The organism is Geodermatophilus sp. URMC 60, from assembly GCF_053502585.1.
Window position 1 is genome coordinate 1,798,750 of the sequence record NZ_CP199958.1, and the last position, 16,733, is coordinate 1,815,482.

Here is a 16,733-nt window from a genome sequence, read left to right on the forward strand (position 1 = left end):
GAGCTGACTCCTGGGGGAAGCGGTGGTACAGAGAGGATCGGACGGGCACGCGTCAGCTTGAGCTGGGCAGCGAGTTGAGCTGGCCGGCCAGCCAGGTGGACTGGTTCTTCAGGGAGCTCAGCGCGGTCTCCATGGCCGAGAACTGGCGGGTGAGCACCTCCTTGCGCTTGGCCAGCCGGACGTCCCACGCTGCGATGCGGGTCTCGAGGTCGCGGGCCAGCTTGTCGCGGCTGGTCGCCAGCGCGGTCAGCGTCCCGGTGGCGCTGTCGGAGGCCCGCTTCGTGACGTCGACGAGCCGTTGCGCGACGCCTCCGGCGCCGGACACCAGCTTCTCGGCGAGCGCCGGGTCCTTCGCCAGTGCCGCGGTGAACGCCGCGGGGTCGAAGGTCACCTTGCCGTCCCTGGTCAGCTCCAGCCCGACGACGGCAGGGGAGACGTCATCAGCGGGGGTGCCGGCGGTGCCGGGGATGTCGATGGCGTGCGAGACGCTCTCGAGGAGCTTGGTGGCCAGGCTGCGCAGCTCGGTGTCGCCCTTGAGGACGGCGGTGCTGCCCCCCTTGCTGTTGGAGTAGGTCTTGATGCTGTCGAGGGCGGAGTTCACCGCGTCGACGAGGGTCTTGACCTTCGCCGCGGTCCCCTCGGCGTCCTCGCCGACCTTGACCGTCACCGTGGTGGCGCGGTCGGCCTTCGTGACGGTCACGTTCACGCCGGTGACCAGGTTGGTGAAGGTGTTGCTGGAGGAGTAGGCGGACACGCCGTTGCCGAGGTCGAGCTCCGCGTCCAGTGCCTCCGAGGTCCGGTTGAACGCCGGGCCGCTGTTCGAACTGGTCAGCTGGAACGCCCCGGCGGTGCCACTGGCCTCGCTCCTGATCTGCAGCCGGTACTCGTTCGTCCGGGTCTGGACGACCGTGGCCCGCACCCCGGCGCCGAGGTCGTTGATGGCCTTGGCCGCACCGGCCAGCGTGCCGTCGCCCGCGATCTCGTGCTGGTTGCCGGCCGGGTCGGTGATGGTGATCGGCCAGTCCATCGTCCCGGCGTCGGGCGTGTCCGCTGTCGCGGTGGGGGACGTCCAACTCGCCTGGCTCACCTCGGACTGCGTGGTCGCCAGCTGCGCCACCGCGAAGCTGAGGCTGGTGCCGTTGGCGGCCGCGGCGGTGGCGCTGGCGGTGACCGAGGTGTTGTCGCTCTTCGCCGTCCGGGCGGCGGCCAGGCTGGTGGCGGTGAGGGCCTGGGCGGCGGTGCGGATGGCGTCGAAACGGGTGTTGACCGTCCGGTAGGCCGCCGCGCCGGCGTTCGCGGTGCTCAACTTGGTCTGCAGCTGCGTCCGTGGCGCTGCCTCGGCCTGGACCAGCTGGCTGATCAGGCTGGTGGTGTTCAGCCCGGAGATCAGGCCGTCGACGCTCATGCCTGCCACGGAGTGGCCTCCTGGGGGTCGGTGGATGGGGAGGGGGTCCGGAGAGCCAGTGAGGGGGGAGGTCCGAAGACCTCCCCCCTCACCGGGTGGTGCTGTGCTGCTACGGCGTCAGCTGGTCCCTGGCGGGGATCAGCGGAGCAGCTGCAGGACGCCCTGCGAGGCCTGGTTGGCCTGCGCGAGCATCGCGGTGCCGGCCTGCGACAGGATCTGGCTGCGGGTGAACCCGACCATCTCCAGGGCCATGTCCGCGTCGCGGATGCGGCTCTCGGAGGCCGACAGGTTCTCCATCGCCACGTTGAGCGAGTTGATGGTGCTCTCGAAGCGGTTCTGCGAGGCACCGAGACCCGCACGGGCCGCCGACACGGCGCTGATCTCGGCGTCGATGTCGGTGAGGTCCGTGGCCGTGTCCGGGTCGTACCCGGCCGCGGCCAGGTTGGTGGCGACGGTCGCCACCGCCGTCGCGACGGCCTCGACGTCCGTGAGCTCGACCTCGACGGTCTCGCCCTGGTTCGCACCGGTCTGGAACACCAGCGGAGTGGTGGACGCCGTGTTGGTGAGCAGGTCGGTGCCGTTGAAGTTGGTCCGCGTGGCGATGTTGGTCAGCGCCTCGCTGAGCTGGGTGATCTCATCGGCGATGTAGCCGCGGGCCTCCTCGTTGACCGCACCGGTGTTGCTGGCCTGGACGGTCAGGTCACGGACGCGCTGGAGGATCGAGTGCACCTCGGTGAGGGCACCTTCCGCCGTCTGGACGACGGAGACACCGTCCTGCGCGTTGCGGACGGCGGCCTTGAGGCCACCGACCTGGGCGCGCAGGCCCTCCGAGATGGCCAGGCCGGCGGCGTCGTCCGCGGCCCGGTTGATCCGGAAGCCGGAGGACAGCTTCTCCAGCGACTTGCTCATCTGGCCGTCCGTCACCGACAGGTTCCGGTAGGCGTTCAGAGCAGCGATGTTCTGGTTGATGCGCAGACCCACGGTGTTCCTCCTTGGAATCGGGCCGTTCTTCGTTTCCCGCTGCATCCGTGCTGCGGGTGGTGCATGAGTGGTTACGGCCGGGACGCGATGGGTCTTCAGGCGAACCGGAGAAGTTTTTCCCGCGACCTGGCGGCAGCCGGCCGGGCGGTACCGGATCCCGGAGGCGCCGCCGGTGACGGGCCGGGAGCGCTCGTGAGGGGGAGGTCCGTGGACCTCCCCCTCACGAGGTGGTGCTGTGCCGCTGCTGCGTCAGTCCGTCCCGTGGCCGGGATCAGCGGAGCAGCTGCAGGACGCCCTGCGAGGCCTGGTTGGCCTGCGCGAGCATCGCGGTGCCGGCCTGCGACAGGATCTGGTTCCGGGTGAACTGGACCATCTCCTGGGCCATGTCGGTGTCGCGGATGCGGCTCTCGGAGGCCGACAGGTTCTCCACCGCCACGTTCAGCGAGTTGATGGTGCTCTCCAGGCGGTTCTGCGAGGCCCCGAGGGTGGCGCGGGCGCTCGACACGGAGTTGATCTGGCTGTCGATGCTGGTCAGGTCGGTGGACGAGGCGGCGTACTTGGTCGTGCCGTCGCCCTTCACGCTCGTCGCGACGGCCGTGATGGCGGTGGCGATGGTCGTGACGTTGGTGAGCGACACGCTGACGGCCTCCCCACCGTTGGCGCCGGTCTGGAAGGCCAGGGTGGCGTTGCTGCCGTTGAGCAGCTTGGTGCCGTTGAAGTCCGTCCGGTTGGCGATGTCGGTCAGCGCGCCGGCGAGCTCCTCGATCTCCTTGCCGATGTAGCCGGCGGCGGTCGGGGTGACCACACCGGTGTTGGAGGCCTGGACGGTCAGGTCGCGCACGCGCTGCAGGATGGCGTGCACCTCGGTGAGGGCACCTTCCGCCGTCTGGACGACGGAGACACCGTCCTGCGCGTTGCGGACGGCGGCCTTGAGGCCACCGACCTGGGCGCGCAGGCCCTCGGAGATCGCCAGGCCGGCGGCGTCGTCCGCGGCCCGGTTGATCCGGAAGCCGGAGGACAGCTTCTCCAGCGACTTGCTCATCTGGCCGTCCGTCACCGACAGGTTGCGGTGGGCGTTGAGGGCGGCGATGTTCTGGTTGATGCGCAGACCCACGGTGTTCCTCCTTGGAATCGGGTCTCTCCGGGTGCCGGCTGCAGCCGTGCAGTCGGCGTGGCACGAGCGGCTACGGCCGGAGTGACGCGTTCCTTGAGGACTTCAGCGGGTCTTGGCTCCCGACATCACTCAAGCGGGTCGGGCGGCGCCTCGACTGGCCGCCAGCCAGGGGTTGCGCTGCGGTGGGACCGGGACGGCGCGCGGGGGGACTGCGGCTGGGGGAGCGTTGCGGCCGGCCACCCGGTCGACGTAGGAGCGCTGCTGGTTGCGCGCGCGCACCCCGCCGTCGGCCGGCACCGCCTTGCCCTCCCACACCTCGCTCATCGCCGCGTGCAGCAGGGTCAGCGCGCGGGCGCGCATCTGCGAGACGCGGGAGAGGGTGACGCCGAGGTCGGTGGCGATGTCGGTGAGCGACTCGCCGCCGAAGAAGTTGCGCTCGACGACCTCGTCGAGCCGGTCGGGCAGCTGGCGGATCGCCTCGTGCAGGTACCGGGAGCGCTCGCTGCGCAGCAGCGCCCGCTCCGGTGACTCGCCGGTGTCCGGGAGGTCGAGGGAGGCGCCGTCCGGGCCGGTCTCGGCGTCGATGCTCACCATGACCGCCCGGTGGACGTCGACCTGCAGGGAGTCCAGGTCGCTGGTGGCCATGCCCAGGCTCGCGGCGAGCTCCCCCCGCGTCGGCGGCCGGCCCAGCTGCATCGCGAGGGCGTCGGCGGCGGCGTCGGTGCGCCGGGCGGCGGCCCGCACCGAGCGGCTGGCCCAGTCGCCGGAGCGCAGCTCGTCGAGGACGGCGCCCTGCAGCCGGGCCAGGGCGTAGGTGGCGAAGGAGGCCCCTGCCGACGGGTCGAAGCGCCGGGCCACCTCGACCAGCGCCACGCGCGCGCAGGACAGCAGGTCCTCGCGGCTGACGTGGGCAGGCAGCGAGATGCGCGAGGCGACCGCGTTGACCGCGAACGCGGCCAGCGGCAGGTGCTCGGTCACCAGGGCGTCGACGTCCCGGGGGGAGGTGTCGCGGGACGCGGTGTCCCGGGTCGCGGTGTGCCGGGTCGCGCGTGGCCGGGCGGAGGGGCCGGCGGCCGGAGCGACGGGGAGGCGCGAAGCTGAGGCACTGGACCGCAGGGTCGCCTGTGCACGCGATGGGCTCACGTCCCCCTTCTCGGCAGGCCCGGGCCCGGATGGCACCCCCCGATCGGCGCGGACGTCCCCCGACTTGAGCGCCTCGGCTCAAGGGCCCCCGGATGGTGCCGAAGCTGCTCTCTGAGAACCCGCGGGCAGCACCGACGCCTGCCCCGGGGAGTACGGAGGGACGGTGGGGGCGTGGACTACCAGCACCTGTCGACGTTGCTGTGGCGCGAGCAGGAGCTGCTGGACCTGCTGCTGTTCAAGGCGGAGGAGAAGCAGTACCTGATCGTCACGGGCAAGACCCGCTGGCTGTCGCGGATCGCGCACGAGATCGAGGTCGTGCTCGACCAGCTGCGCACCCTCGAGGTGGAGCGGGCGGCGGCCACCGAGGTGCTCGCCCAGCGGCTCGGCGTGGGGGTGAACCCCTCGCTGCGCAAGCTGGCCGAGGCCGCGCCGGCACCGTGGAACGACCTGTACGCCAAGCACCACGAGACGCTGTTGGTGCTCGTGACGGAACTTCGCGGCCTGTCCGACACCAACCGCGAGCTGATCGAGGGCGGCCTGTCCGCCATCGGCGACGCGCTGCTGTCGGTGAAGGCCCCGTCGGCCGGCACCTATGGGTCGACCGGCCGCAGCGACGAGCGCACGCACCGCGCGGTCACCCTGGACGGTGCCCTGTGACCGAACCGGCGAGGTCGCAGCAGGGAACCAGCGTGCCGCGCACGCGGCCGACGAGCGCCGGCGAGGAGTGCAGGTGAGCTCCACGTTCGGCGGGCTGAACACGGCCCGGACGGCGCTGTGGGCGTCGCAGCGCGGGCTGGACGTCACGGGCCAGAACATCGCCAACGTCAACACCGACGGGTACACGCGCCAGCGGGTGGAGCTGCGGGCCATGGGCGGAACCGCCGTACCGGCGATCCACTCGGTGAGCAGCCCGGTCGGCTCGGGCGTCAGCGCCGACCAGGTCGCCCGCATCCGGGACGTCTTCCTGGAGAGCCGTGGGCAGGTGGAGTCGGCGCGGACCGCCCAGCTCACCGTCGCCAGCGAGGCGCTCGCCCAGGTGGAGGAGGCCCTCCGTGAGCCCGGCAGCACGGGCATCCAGAAGATGCTCGCCGACGTGTGGTCCGCCTTCAGCGCGCTGCACAACAACCCGACCGAGCCAGGGGCGCGCGCCCAGGTGCTCGAACGGCTGGACATCCTGGCCGGCGGCATGCGGGCGACCCGCAACTCCCTGGACCAGCAGTGGTCACAGGCCCACGCCAACCTGCAGTCGCTGGTCACCGAGGTCAACGCGACCGCGACCTCGATCGCCGATCTGAACACCCAGATCGGTCAGGCCACCCGCTCCGGCCTGCCCACCAACGAGCTGTCCGATCGCCGTGACCTCCTGGTGATGCAGCTGGCGGAGAAGGTGGGCGCCACGTCCACGCCGGCGTCCGACGGCATGGTCGACGTCGTCGTCGGCGGCACGACCCTCGTCGCCGGCGGGACCGTGCTGGGCATGCGGGTCGTCGGCGTCGACGACCCCGACGGTGTCGGCGGTGGGAACGACCCGCGGGTCGTGACGGCGCCCGGTGGGACCACGCTGGCGCTCGGCGGCACCGCCGGAGGCCAGGTCACCGTGCTGACCTCCACGGTGCCGCGCTACCGCGCAGCCCTCGACACGCAGGCCCGCGACCTGGTCGCCAACCTCAACGCCGTGCACACCGCGGGGTACGACCCCACCGGGACGGTGGGCGGCGTCCTGATGGACGACGGTGCGGGGGACCCGGCCGCGGTCGACGCCAGGAACATCACCCTCCGCATCGCCGACCCGGCCAAGCTCGCCGCGGCCGCCACCTCCCCGGCCTCGCTGGGTGGGAGGGCGTCGGCGGACGGCGGGAACGCCGACCGGTTCTTCCGGCTCAGCCTCGACCCCACCGGCGTGGACGCCACCTACCGGGCGATGGTCGTGTCGCTCGGTGTCGAGTCCTCCGTCGCCGCCCGGAACCTGACGGTGCAGACGGCGATCACCACCCAGGTGGACGCTGCCCGCGAGTCCGTGTCGGGTGTGAACCTCGACGAGGAGATGACCAACATGCTGTCCTTCCAGCACGCCTACAGCGCCGCCGCCCGCATGGTGACCGCCATCGACGAGGCGCTGGACACCCTGATCAGCCGCACCGGGCTCGTGGGGCGGTGACCTGATGCGCATCACCCACCGGGCCGTCACGCAGACCGCACTGCTGGGGCTCAACAGCAACCTGGCAGCGGTGAACAAGCTGCAGCAGCAGCTCACCTCCGGCAAGCAGATCAGCGCGCCGTCGGACTCGCCGACCGGGACCAACAAGGCCCTGCAGATCCGTCAGGACCAGAGCGCGACGGTCCAGCACGCCGCGAACATCTCCGACGGCCAGAGCTGGCTCGACGCCACCGACAGCGCGCTGACCTCGATGATCGACCAGGTCCAGCGCATCCGGTCGCTGACCGTGACCGGCCTCAACGCCGGCACCATGTCGGCCACCGCGCGCCAGGCGGTCGCCGCCGAGGTCGCCGGGCTCCGGGACGCACTGCTGGGCCTGGCCAACTCGACCGTCAACGGCCGTCCGCTCTTCGGCGGCGCCACGACCGGCAGCACCGCCTACGACACGACGAGCGGCGCCTACGTCGGCGTCGGCGGCGCGGACGGCATCCCGGTCGTGGAGAACGTCCGACGGGTGTCCAACTCCGACGTGGTCCGGGTCGACGTCACCGGTCCCGAGGCCTTCGGCACTCCCGGGGCCGGCGACCTGTTCTCCGTCGTCGCGGACATCGCCGCCGACGTCGTCGACGACCCCGGCTCGCTCGCAGCGGACCTGGGCGCGCTCGACGTCGCCCTCGAGCGGCTGCTCGGTGCGACCGCGACCATCGGCGGCCGAGCGGCCCGGATGGACGCCGCTGCCAGCGTGAACGCCGAGCTGCAGCTGACCCTGTCGAGCCAGCTGGCCGATGTCGAGGACATCGACATGCCCAGGACCATCATGGAGCTGAACCACCAGCAGGTCGGCTACCAGGCCGCGTTGCAGGCCACCGCCAAGGTCATCCAGCCCTCGCTCGTGGACTTCCTGCGATGACGCTCTCGGCGGTCGCGACCCTGCCCCTGCTGGCGATGACCGAGGCACTGCCCGGGTTCCCGGGCCACCGCGACTACGTGCTGGTGACCGCCGACGGCGACGGCCGGCTGTTCTGGCTGCAGTCGATGGCGCCGGAGGGCCCGCGGTTCCTCGCCATCGATCCGGGCATGTACTTCCCGGACTACGCACCGGCCCTGCCCCCGGCCGTGTGCGCGGACCTGGAGCTCGACGACCCCGCACGGGCGCGGCTGTACTGCCTCGTGACGGTGCCGGCCGAGGGCCCGGCCGCGGCCACGGCCAACCTGCGGGCCCCGCTGGTGGTCAACCCGACCAACTGGCGGTCCACGCAGGTCGTGCTGCTCGACGGATCGCATCCCATCCGGCGTCCCCTGCGCCGATAACTGGACAGGCGGACCAGGTCCGCCACCCACGGCCCGCTTCGCGGGCTCGCCACCACCCACGGCCCGCTTCGCGGGCTCGCCACGGACGGCCACCACACACCCATGGAGGGGTTCCACGTGCTCACTCTGACCCGCAGCGTCGGCGAGACCATCCGCATCGGCGACGACATCGAGGTCCACGTCGTCGAGGTCCGCGGCGGCACCGTCCGCCTCGGCTTCAAGGCCCCGCGCGAGGTGACCATCCACCGCGAGGAGGTCTACCGGCAGATCGCCGAGGCCAACCTGCTCGCGGCGCAGGTCACCGCCGACACCCTCGGCGCGCTGGCCGCCTTCGCCCCCGCGACGGCGGCGGCCGACCCGACCGGGCCGATCGCGGGGACCGAGCCGGCGTCCGCCGGTCACGGGCAGGTCACGGAGGACCCCGCGGGCTGACAGAACTGGCCGGGACACGACCCCCGGCTGTTGTGTACTCCTGCCTGCCACCGCACTGTGCGCGGTCGGTGAGCATGCGACACAGGCAAGACCTGCCGAAGAGATGCCCTGACATTGCGTATGGCACAGCGAGAGTTGTGCCGGTCGCCCGGTCGCCGATGCGCGAGAGTTGCCCTCAAGCACGTCACAGGGGGCGATCTCGATGCAACAGAACGCAGTCACTGAGTCCGGCGACCAGGTCGCCGCGGTCGTCGGCTCCGGCGCGGAGTCCGACACCGTCGTCGTGCACGTGCAGCTGCGGCCGCGCCGCGGGTCGACCCGGCGGTGCCTCGCGGCGCTGGCCGAGCTGGCCGGCGCGCACCCCGGGGTGTCCTTCACGCTGACCGGTCTGAGCAAGGACGACCGGGTCGTGCGCGTGACCGTCGGCGTCGAGCTCGGCCCGCGGGCCGCCGTCGCCCGGTTCTCCCCGCAGGCGCAGGCCGCCTACGCGTTCGTCAGCTCGGCGTTCACCACGCTGTACGACCACATGCCGGTCTACACCGTGGAGCCGAGCGAGGCCGAGCGTGCCGCGGCCGCCGACCTCATGGCCCGCCTCGCGGCCGGCCCGGCGACCGAGGCCGTCGTCCCCGCTCCCCGTCAGCCGACTGCGGTCGAGCAGGAGAAGGACCCCGTCCTCCTCACCGCTCGCAAGCTCGCGGCGAGCCTCTGAACGGGGCCGCCCCTCCGTCCGTCGCGGCCACGTCGTCCGCACAGCGCCGTCTTCCCCACAGCGCCGAGGAGTCCCGGTGAACCACCTCCCTGCCACCCCCGACGTCGACACCGCGTCCACCCGCTCCCGCGAGCCGCTGGCCTTCGGTGGCCTCCCCGAGGCCGAGGGCTGGCCTCTCGCGCCCATCACGCCGCGGGACCGGGTGCACTTCCGCACCGACCGCGAGCTGCCGCTCGAGGAGTTCCGCCGCGAGCTGCCCGACGGCGTGACGGTCAGCTACGACCAGGGCGAGGGTCTGTACCGCGTCGACGGCGCCTGCGGCACCGCCTCGGTCCTCGCCGACTGGGTCAAGGCCTGGTGTGCGGGGCACGGGACGGCGACCGTGGGGCTGCGCGCGGAGACCGACGTCCGCCGGCGGGCGCCGCGCGACCTGCCGCCGGCCTTCCTCGACGAGCTCTGCCGGCACTACCTCCCGATCAGCCTCAAGCGCCTGCAGCGCAACTCGAGCACGCTGCGGCTGCACGTGCCCGACCCCGACGACCTCACCCAGCAGGTGAGCGAGTGGATCCTCAAGGCCGTCGAGCAGTTCGACGAGGGCAAGGGCGTGCCCTTCGGGGCCTTCCTGGCCACCCAGCTGTCGAAGTGGGTGCACGACCTGGGCCGCAACGCCCACGGGCGCACCGCCGCCGACACCGAGAACAGGCAGCAGAAGGCGGTCGCCGCCTTCCTCGCCGAGCACCAGCGGCGGCCCAGCGAGAAGGAGCTGGCCGCGTACATGGGGCAGAGCGTGGCCACGCTGCGCCGCAACTCCCAGACCGTGGCCACCCTCAACGGGTTGCGGAACCTGCAGTCCCTCGACGGCGTCGGCCCGGACGGCACCGAGATCATGCTGCCGGACGCGCACGAGGCGCCGGACGAGATCATCGGCGAGGCCGAGCAGACCCTGCTGTCGCACGCGCTGACCGCGGCATGCGCGCCGGACCCCGACGCGCGACCCGACCAGCGGGCCGGCCAGCCCAACGTGCTGGGCTGGGCGACGTGGTACCTGACCACGTGGGGCGGCCGGACGAAGACGCAGCTGTCGGCCGACCTGGGCACCTCGGTGCGCAACATGAACGTGCACGCCGACCGCGTCGAGCGGGCGCTCAAGCTGCGCCTGGCCGAGCTCGCGGACTGAGCCGTCCCTCCACGGAAATCGCGCGGATCCGGGTCGAACGCGGCGCCGGCCTGCCGATATCCCAGGTGTGACAGAGCGCAGGGGAGCCCGCCGCAGCCGCGGTCCGGAGCTGGCCCCGGCCGTGGCAGGCCCGCGGTGAGCGCCCTCGCCGCGGGCGGACCCGCGCCCGACGTCCTCGTTCCGCACTGGCTGACCGCCGGCGAACGCGAGCAGTTGGCCGGCGTCGTCCGCGTCGCCCTGGAGGACGCCGCCGTGCACCCGGTGGCCGCCATCCACCTCTCCGACGTGCTCACCGAGCTGCACGTGGCCGCGGCGCGCGATGCCGTGTGGCCGAGCTCCGCGGCACGCGTGCGCCGGGTGACCGGCTGGGGCGCCGACGTCCTGCCGGTGCGGCTGTCCTCCCGGGAGCTCTCCAGCGTGCTGACCCTGCCCGAGCTCGCGCCGACGCTGCGCACCGCGCTGTGCCAGGACCGCCCGTGAGCGGGGGCCTGTTCGCCGGCTCCGGGCTGCTGCAGCGGCTGCGCTCGGTCCCGGTGACGGTGGCCGACCTGCGGCAGGCGGCCGACGAGGTGCTGCCCGGGCTGGCGACCGACCGGCTGCGCATCACGCTCGCCGACGACCGGGTCGACGGCCCCGTCGTGGTCCTCGAGGAGGACGAGCGCCGGGTGCGCACACCGCTGCGGGACCTGGCCGAGGACATGACCGACGCCCGCGTCGGCTCGACCCCCGAGGAGCTCGCGGCCGCGCTGAGGGCGTGGGTGCGCGACCGGCCGGTCCCCGACGCGGTGGCCGCCGAGGCCGGCGTCGCGGTGCTCGACTGGACCGACCGCACGGAGACCGCCGTCGGCTGGCGGGTCGTCGTCCGCCGGGAGGACCGCGCCCTGCCGTGGACGCCGACGTCGGGTCTGGACCGGTGCGCTGTCGACCGGGTGCGTGGAGCCGCCGCCGAGCGGGCCGCCGCGGTCGGCGGGGAGCTGCGGGTCGAGGGCCCGGTGGCGCTGTGGTCGCACCCCGAGGTGCCGGTGCTCGCCACCGCCGTGCTCATGGCCCCGCAGCTGCTGCTCGACCGGATCGCCGGGGCCGGGCTCGACCTGCACGACCCGCACGTCGTGGTCACGCCGCACTCGCCGCTGGCCTGTGCCGGTGCCGCCGTGGCCGCGCGGCTCGCCGGGGAGACCGGCGAGGCGTGCCAGCGACTGCCGTGGCGGCAGATCGCCCGCCTGCGCTGGGTCTGACCGGGTGTGTCCCATGCCCCGGAGGCGCGACGTCCGGTCATGCCGATGAGGGGTCGTCGGTAGAGGGTGCCTCCGTCGTCGCCGAGCGGAGGCTCACCGGGTGACGGCCGTGAACGCGATGACGCCGGAGCTCATCCGGATCCGCGTCGGGCCTGCTCCAGGTTCGACTGGTGGGGGCCGGAGAGCCAGTCCTGACCCAGACGCGCGTCGACCGGCTCCTCTCCTCGCCGCAGCGCGTCGATGTAGGCATGACCGGCGGCGAGGCGGGCCGCCACCTCGGGACCCTCGGCAACGGCCCCGTGGCCGGGAACCAGGACATCGACGTGCCGGGCAGCCTCACCCAGCCGGTCGAGTGCCGTCTCATAGGCGCCCACCTGATCGGGGGGCGAGGGTCGAGGAGCGGGATCAGGACGTCGGAGAGCATGTCGCCGGCGAGCAGGACGCCACGGTCCGCGAGGAGGACCGCGGCGTGGCCGATGGCGTGCGCCTGGTGCTCGACGATCTCGCCCGGCACGGGTCCCCCGTCCGCGGGCAGCGGGGTGAGGAGCCCGGTCAGCTCGAGAGGGATGCCCGACGCGCTCTCCGCCGCCATCCGCTGCGCCCGCTCCCGGGCTTCACCGGCAGCCTGGGCGCCCGCCGGGGTGGCGTAGCGCGGCCGGTCGCCGAACCGGGGATGCCAGAGCAGGTGGTCCCAGTGCGGATGGGTGGAGAACCCGGCGACCACCGGGATGCCGAGCCGGTCCACGTCATCGGCGAGCTGGTTCGGATCAGAACCGTCGATGCCGGGATCGACCAGGATCAACCCGTCCTCCCCGCGCACCGCGATGGCATTGCTCCAGACCCACTCGCTCTGCCGGACCCAGACGCCGTCGGCCACCTGACTCAGCACCGGTGCACTGTGTCAGGTGTCTCCGCCGGCGAGTCGGGCCCGAGGGATCCGGGCAGGAACCGCCGCTGGCAGCCGGTGCGGGAGGTGCAGAGCATCGCGGCGGTCGCGGCGAACAGGACACACCCCGTCAGGCCAGGTGGTCGAACTCCCAGTGCCACGGTTCCGGCTTCTCGCCGCCCTGCCGCGCCCAGTCGGGCTGGACGAAGCCGAACCGCCCCGCGTTGGCCGCCATCCAGGCCGACTGCGCGGTGCCCGCGACGTTGATGCCGCCGCAGAGATCGACCGCCAGCCCCCACCCGTGGTTCGACGTCCCGGGCACCGCGGCCAGGCCAGGCTTGGCGCGGAAGGCGGTGACCTGCGCGCCGATCGACCGGTACGAGTCGGTGATGCACAGCGGGCTGCCGAAGGCCGCGCGGTAGGCGCCGGCCAGGGCCGCGTAACCGGCGGCGGCGTCGCAGCGCAGGGCGTGGCCGCGGGCGATCGAGCACAGCGCGGTGGCCGGGATCCGGCCGTTCGCCCAGCCACCCCAGGCGGGGCTCACCGGACCGACCGGCGCGGGCGGGGCGCCGCAGGCGCCGCGCTCGGCGGTGCCGGCCGGCAGGGGGGCGTTCGGCTGCGCCGGGGCGGGCAGGGTCACCCGCACGGCGGCGGCGCCGTCGGCGACCGGGCGGACGCCGACCTGGTAGCCGACGGCCGACGCGGCCACGGCCTGACCCTCGCCGAGGTAGATGCCCACGTCGCGGCCGCCGTCGGTGAAGACTAGGTCGCCGACCTGCAGCTGCGGGAGCGGGACGGCGGCGCCGTGGGTCCACTGGTCGCCCGAGGCGGTCGGGATCGCGTACCCGGCGAGCAGCCACGAGGTGGCCGCCAGGCCGCCGCAGTCGTAGGCGTCGGGACCGGTGCCGCCGGCCACGAAGGGCTTGCCCAGCTGGGCCAGCGCGGAGCTGACCGCGGCCACCGTCTCGGCCGGGAGCACGGTGACCGGGCGGTTGCCGGCCACGGCCCAGGCGACGCCCGGGACGGGTTGCCCGGCGGCGTCGAGCGCGGGGGACAGACCCGCGGGCAGCGCGGTCGGGTCGGCGAGGTCGGCCGCGGGCGGCGGCACGATACCGGCGAGCGCCAGCCCGGTGAGGTGGTCCTGCCAGCGGCGCAGCGCCCGCTGGTTGACCTCCTGCTGGGCGGCCGCAGCCTGGCCGGTGCCCAGCGCGGCCAGCTGCGCGGCCACGTCGGTCCGCAGCCCGGCGACCTCGGCACGGACCTCGTCGAGGACGGCGGCGGCCTGCGCCTGCACGGTCGAGAGGGCGGCCTCGGCCACCGCCACGCGGCGGGTGGCGACCGTCAGGTCGACCGCGGCGCGCTCGGCCCGGACGACGTCGCCCTCGAGGTCCTGCGCGGCCCGCTCGGCGATCGCGGTGAGGTGGAGGACGTCGGCAGTGCTGTCGGCGGCGCGCACGTCGAGCGCCACCAGGGGGGTCCGCGCCTCGACCGGCGACCGGTAGAGGGTGGCGGCGCCCGTGCCGACCGTCGTCCGCGCGGCGGCCACCTGCTGCTGCGCGGACCGCTCCGCGGCGCGGGCCGCCGCCAGCTCGGCGTGCCGGGCGGCGAGGGACTGCTCCAGGCCGCGGTAGCGGGTCGCGGCGTCGAGCAGCGTGCCCTGGGCGGCGAGGGCCAGGCCGGTGGCGTCGGTCGGCTCGGCGGCGGTCCCGGGCACCTGGGCGCCCGGGGCCACCAGGCCGGCGAGCACCGGCAGCACGAGGCCGAGGGCGGCGACCGACAGGCGCACCCGCCAGCGGCGGCCGTCGCCAGCGGGCAGCCAGTGCCGGGCGGGCGCCCGGCGGGCCGAGGTCTTCCGCCGCCGCTTCTGGCTCGTGCGGCCGCGGGTGCCGGAGGCCGGACGGCGAGCAGTGGTGGGGCGGCCGGAGGAGGGGGTGCGGCGGGCCGGCACGGCGCCGTCCGGAGCCGCGGCGGCGCGCGCGGCGAGCACGGCCCGCAGCGCCTGCGCCTCCTGCGGGGTGAGCGGCGGGCGGGCGGCGGTGCTGCGGGTCGCGGCGGTGCGGCTCGCGGTGGGACGGGTGCCGGTGCGGGGAGCGGCGGTGCGGGGGACCGACGTGCGTGGTGCGGGCACTGCGGGTCCCCCGGGTGTCTCGTCGTACGTGGCCGGCTCCGCGGGGATCCGCGGTGCGCTCAGACCTCGTATCGACGGGGCGGGGGAGTGGCAGGAGGGAGGGGGGAGGTGGTCTCACCCCTCCGGGTGGGGGTGATCTGCAGGTGGCACCCGATCGGCGTACACGCCCGACGGTGGCGTGGTGCGCTCGGCCGGCGGCCACCAGGCGCCGTGGTGGTGCTCGAGCGGGATGCGCAGCTCCCCGCCGTCCTCGGTGGAGACGACCAGCTCCACCCGGCTCACCCGGCGGCCGGTCCCGCCGACCTGCACCGCCTCGCCGGTCGCCAGCGGCACCGGGGGCAGCACCAGGTCGTCCTCGGGTGGGGACTCGGCCATGGGACTCCCTCCCGGGACGGTCGTTCGGACGCGACGTGGCGGGCCCCATGCTGCCCGAGACGCCGAGGTCCCGTCGTCCGGGGGCGGACGACGGGACCTCGGGCGGGTGGTGAGGTGCTGGAAGGACCCCCTTCCAGAGGCCCGCTGGCCTCGTCCCGGGCACCACCCCGAGCTCGGGCGGCCTGCGTGCAGGGTCCCGCCGCGAGCTCGCGAGTGGGGGGCAAGGGGGTCCTTCGCGGGGAGGACGGGGTCCTTCGACGAAGCGCGGGGTGGACGGGGGTGTTCTGTCAGCGTTGGTCGAGGGGGACGAAGGCGCGTTCGGTGGCGCCGGTGTAGACCTGCCGGGGGCGGCCGATCTTGGTGGCCGGATCGTTGATCATCTCCCGCCACTGGGCGATCCAGCCGGGCAGCCGGCCCAGCGCGAACAGCACGGTGAACATCGGCGTCGGAAAGCCCATCGCCCGATAGATCAACCCGGTGTAGAAGTCCACGTTCGGATAGAGCTTGCGCTCGACGAAGTAGTCATCCGACAGCGCGATCTCCTCCAGCTGCCGAGCCAGGTCCAGCAGCTCGTTGTTGCCACCGAGCTTGGCCAGCACCTGGTCGGCCGTCTTCTTCACGATCGCCGCGCGGGGATCGTAGTTCTTGTACACCCGGTGCCCGAAGCCCATCAGCTTGACCCCGGGCTCCCGGTTCTTCACCCGCGCCACGAACGCGGGAATGTCCCCGCCCTCGCGCTGGATGGACTCCAGCATCTCCAGCACCGACTGGTTGGCCCCGCCGTGCAGCGGACCGAACAGCGCGTTGATCCCGGCCGACACCGAGGCGAACAGATTGGCCTGGCTGGACCCGACCAGGCGCACCGTGGAGGTCGAGCAGTTCTGCTCGTGATCGGCGTGCAGCACGAACAGCATGTCCAGCGCCGCGGCCATGTCGGGATCGACCTCGTAGGGCTCGGCGGGAAACCCGAAGGTCATCCGCAGGAAGTTCTCGGTCAGCCCCAGCGAGTTGTCCGGATACAGAAACGGCTGCCCGGCGGACTTCTTGTACGCGTAGGCCGCGATCGTGGGCAGCTTGGCCAGCAGCCGCAGCGTGGAGATCTCCACCTGCCGGGCGTCGAAGGGATCCAGCGAGTCCTGGTAGAACGTCGACAGCGCGCTCACCGCCGAGGACAGCACCGGCATCGGGTGGGCATCGCGCGGAAACCCCCGGAAGAACTGCTTGAGGTCCTCGTGCAGCAGGGTGTGCCGGCGCAGCCGGGAGTCGAAGTCGGCCAGCTGGTCGGCGGTGGGCAGCTCGCCGTAGATCAGCAGATAGCTGACCTCCACGAAGCTCGCCTGCTCGGCCAGCTGGTCGATCGGATAGCCGCGGTAGCGCAGGATCCCGGCGTCACCGTCGATGTAGGTGATCGCCGAGGTGCACGCCGCGGTGTTGACGAAGCCGATGTCCAGCGCGACCTGTCCGGTCGTGGCCAGCAGCTTGCCGGTGTCCAGGCCATCGGCGCCCTCCGTGGCCGCGACCACGCGCAGGGGCAGTTCTCCACCGGGATAGCGCAGGGACACGTCGGGGTTGCCGACCGCCGCTGCGCTCGCAGTCTCGCTCATCAGAGGCGACGCTACTCAGGTTCCCGGGGGTAGCACCACGCCCCGCCGATCGGCGGGGCGGATCCGTCGGAGGAC

General features: G+C 73.4%; 17 protein-coding genes. 9 read left to right on the plus strand and 8 right to left on the minus strand.

Annotated elements, in window-relative coordinates; all coding sequences use genetic code 11:
* Nucleotides 1-52: 52 nt before the first annotated feature.
* The 4 genes from fliD to ACWIX3_RS08665 all read right to left on the minus strand — a co-directional run bounded on the left by fliD (nt 53) and on the right by ACWIX3_RS08665 (nt 4,478).
* The gene (gene fliD / locus ACWIX3_RS08650) at nt 53-1,405 is read right to left on the minus strand and encodes a flagellar filament capping protein FliD (protein ID WP_448612451.1); all 1,353 of its coding nucleotides are present in this window, start codon (nt 1,403-1,405) and stop codon (nt 53-55) included.
* A 138-nt stretch (nt 1,406-1,543) separates the two neighbouring features.
* Nucleotides 1,544-2,386, minus strand: coding sequence for a flagellin N-terminal helical domain-containing protein (locus ACWIX3_RS08655; protein ID WP_448611664.1), 843 nt, complete (start codon nt 2,384-2,386; stop codon nt 1,544-1,546).
* 271 nt (nt 2,387-2,657) lie between these two features.
* Complete coding sequence (locus tag ACWIX3_RS08660) at nt 2,658-3,500, minus strand: flagellin N-terminal helical domain-containing protein (RefSeq protein ID WP_448611665.1); 843 nt, start codon at nt 3,498-3,500, stop codon at nt 2,658-2,660.
* A 129-nt stretch (nt 3,501-3,629) separates the two neighbouring features.
* A complete protein-coding gene (locus tag ACWIX3_RS08665; protein ID WP_448611666.1) occupies nt 3,630-4,478 on the minus strand; it encodes a sigma-70 family RNA polymerase sigma factor in 849 nt (282 codons plus the stop codon).
* A gap of 336 nt (nt 4,479-4,814) precedes the next feature.
* Here ACWIX3_RS08665 and ACWIX3_RS08670 point away from each other — a divergent pair, with 336 nt between their 5' ends.
* From ACWIX3_RS08670 to ACWIX3_RS08710, 9 genes are all read left to right on the plus strand, one after another.
* Nucleotides 4,815-5,300 carry a flagellar protein FlgN gene (locus tag ACWIX3_RS08670; RefSeq protein WP_448611667.1) on the plus strand — a complete coding sequence of 162 codons (486 nt, stop codon included), beginning with the start codon at nt 4,815-4,817 and terminating at the stop codon, nt 5,298-5,300.
* A gap of 73 nt (nt 5,301-5,373) precedes the next feature.
* Entirely contained in the window at nt 5,374-6,801 is a 1,428-nt protein-coding gene (flgK, locus tag ACWIX3_RS08675) for a flagellar hook-associated protein FlgK (protein ID WP_448611668.1), read from the plus strand.
* A gap of 4 nt (nt 6,802-6,805) precedes the next feature.
* Nucleotides 6,806-7,711, plus strand: a complete 906-nt coding sequence (gene flgL / locus ACWIX3_RS08680) for a flagellar hook-associated protein FlgL (RefSeq protein WP_448611669.1) — start codon at nt 6,806-6,808, stop codon at nt 7,709-7,711.
* Nucleotides 7,708-8,112: a flagellar assembly protein FliW gene (gene fliW / locus ACWIX3_RS08685; protein ID WP_448611670.1), complete on the plus strand. Its 405-nt coding sequence runs from the start codon at nt 7,708-7,710 to the stop codon at nt 8,110-8,112. Before flgL ends, fliW begins: the two co-directional genes overlap by 4 nt.
* A gap of 117 nt (nt 8,113-8,229) precedes the next feature.
* A complete protein-coding gene (gene csrA, locus ACWIX3_RS08690; protein ID WP_448611671.1) occupies nt 8,230-8,544 on the plus strand; it encodes a carbon storage regulator CsrA in 315 nt (104 codons plus the stop codon).
* Nucleotides 8,545-8,746: 202 nt separating this feature from the next.
* Nucleotides 8,747-9,253, plus strand: coding sequence for a hypothetical protein (locus tag ACWIX3_RS08695; RefSeq protein WP_448611672.1), 507 nt, complete (start codon nt 8,747-8,749; stop codon nt 9,251-9,253).
* Nucleotides 9,254-9,329: 76 nt separating this feature from the next.
* The gene (locus ACWIX3_RS08700; RefSeq protein WP_448611673.1) at nt 9,330-10,430 is read left to right on the plus strand and encodes a flagellar biosynthesis protein FliA; all 1,101 of its coding nucleotides are present in this window, start codon (nt 9,330-9,332) and stop codon (nt 10,428-10,430) included.
* 135 nt (nt 10,431-10,565) lie between these two features.
* Entirely contained in the window at nt 10,566-10,910 is a 345-nt protein-coding gene (locus tag ACWIX3_RS08705; RefSeq protein ID WP_448611674.1) for a hypothetical protein, read from the plus strand.
* Nucleotides 10,907-11,665 (plus strand): hypothetical protein, encoded by a 759-nt coding sequence (locus ACWIX3_RS08710; RefSeq protein ID WP_448611675.1) that lies wholly within the window; start codon nt 10,907-10,909, stop codon nt 11,663-11,665. Before ACWIX3_RS08705 ends, ACWIX3_RS08710 begins: the two co-directional genes overlap by 4 nt.
* A gap of 37 nt (nt 11,666-11,702) precedes the next feature.
* Here ACWIX3_RS08710 and ACWIX3_RS08715 read toward each other — a convergent pair whose 3' ends face one another.
* The 4 genes from ACWIX3_RS08715 to ACWIX3_RS08730 form a co-directional block, all read right to left on the minus strand.
* Nucleotides 11,703-12,554 carry an MBL fold metallo-hydrolase gene (locus tag ACWIX3_RS08715; RefSeq protein ID WP_448611676.1) on the minus strand — a complete coding sequence of 284 codons (852 nt, stop codon included), beginning with the start codon at nt 12,552-12,554 and terminating at the stop codon, nt 11,703-11,705.
* A 127-nt stretch (nt 12,555-12,681) separates the two neighbouring features.
* Nucleotides 12,682-14,679 (minus strand): NlpC/P60 family protein, encoded by a 1,998-nt coding sequence (locus tag ACWIX3_RS08720; protein ID WP_448611677.1) that lies wholly within the window; start codon nt 14,677-14,679, stop codon nt 12,682-12,684.
* 114 nt (nt 14,680-14,793) lie between these two features.
* The gene (locus ACWIX3_RS08725) at nt 14,794-15,054 is read right to left on the minus strand and encodes a hypothetical protein (RefSeq protein WP_448611678.1); all 261 of its coding nucleotides are present in this window, start codon (nt 15,052-15,054) and stop codon (nt 14,794-14,796) included.
* Nucleotides 15,055-15,341: 287 nt separating this feature from the next.
* Complete coding sequence (locus tag ACWIX3_RS08730) at nt 15,342-16,658, minus strand: citrate synthase (RefSeq protein WP_448609467.1); 1,317 nt, start codon at nt 16,656-16,658, stop codon at nt 15,342-15,344.
* Nucleotides 16,659-16,733 lie beyond the last annotated feature (75 nt).

Bases quoted from the DNA above. Each gene is read 5' to 3' on its own strand.
- fliD (WP_448612451.1), bottom strand. From the start codon at position 1,405: ATGAGCGTCGACGGCCTGATCTCCGGGCTGAACACCACCAGCCTGATC.
- flgL (WP_448611669.1), top strand. From the start codon at position 6,806: ATGCGCATCACCCACCGGGCCGTCACGCAGACCGCACTGCTGGGGCTC.
- fliW (WP_448611670.1), top strand. From the start codon at position 7,708: ATGACGCTCTCGGCGGTCGCGACCCTGCCCCTGCTGGCGATGACCGAG.
- ACWIX3_RS08695 (WP_448611672.1), top strand. From the start codon at position 8,747: ATGCAACAGAACGCAGTCACTGAGTCCGGCGACCAGGTCGCCGCGGTC.
- ACWIX3_RS08725 (WP_448611678.1), bottom strand. From the start codon at position 15,054: ATGGCCGAGTCCCCACCCGAGGACGACCTGGTGCTGCCCCCGGTGCCG.
- ACWIX3_RS08730 (WP_448609467.1), bottom strand. From the start codon at position 16,658: ATGAGCGAGACTGCGAGCGCAGCGGCGGTCGGCAACCCCGACGTGTCC.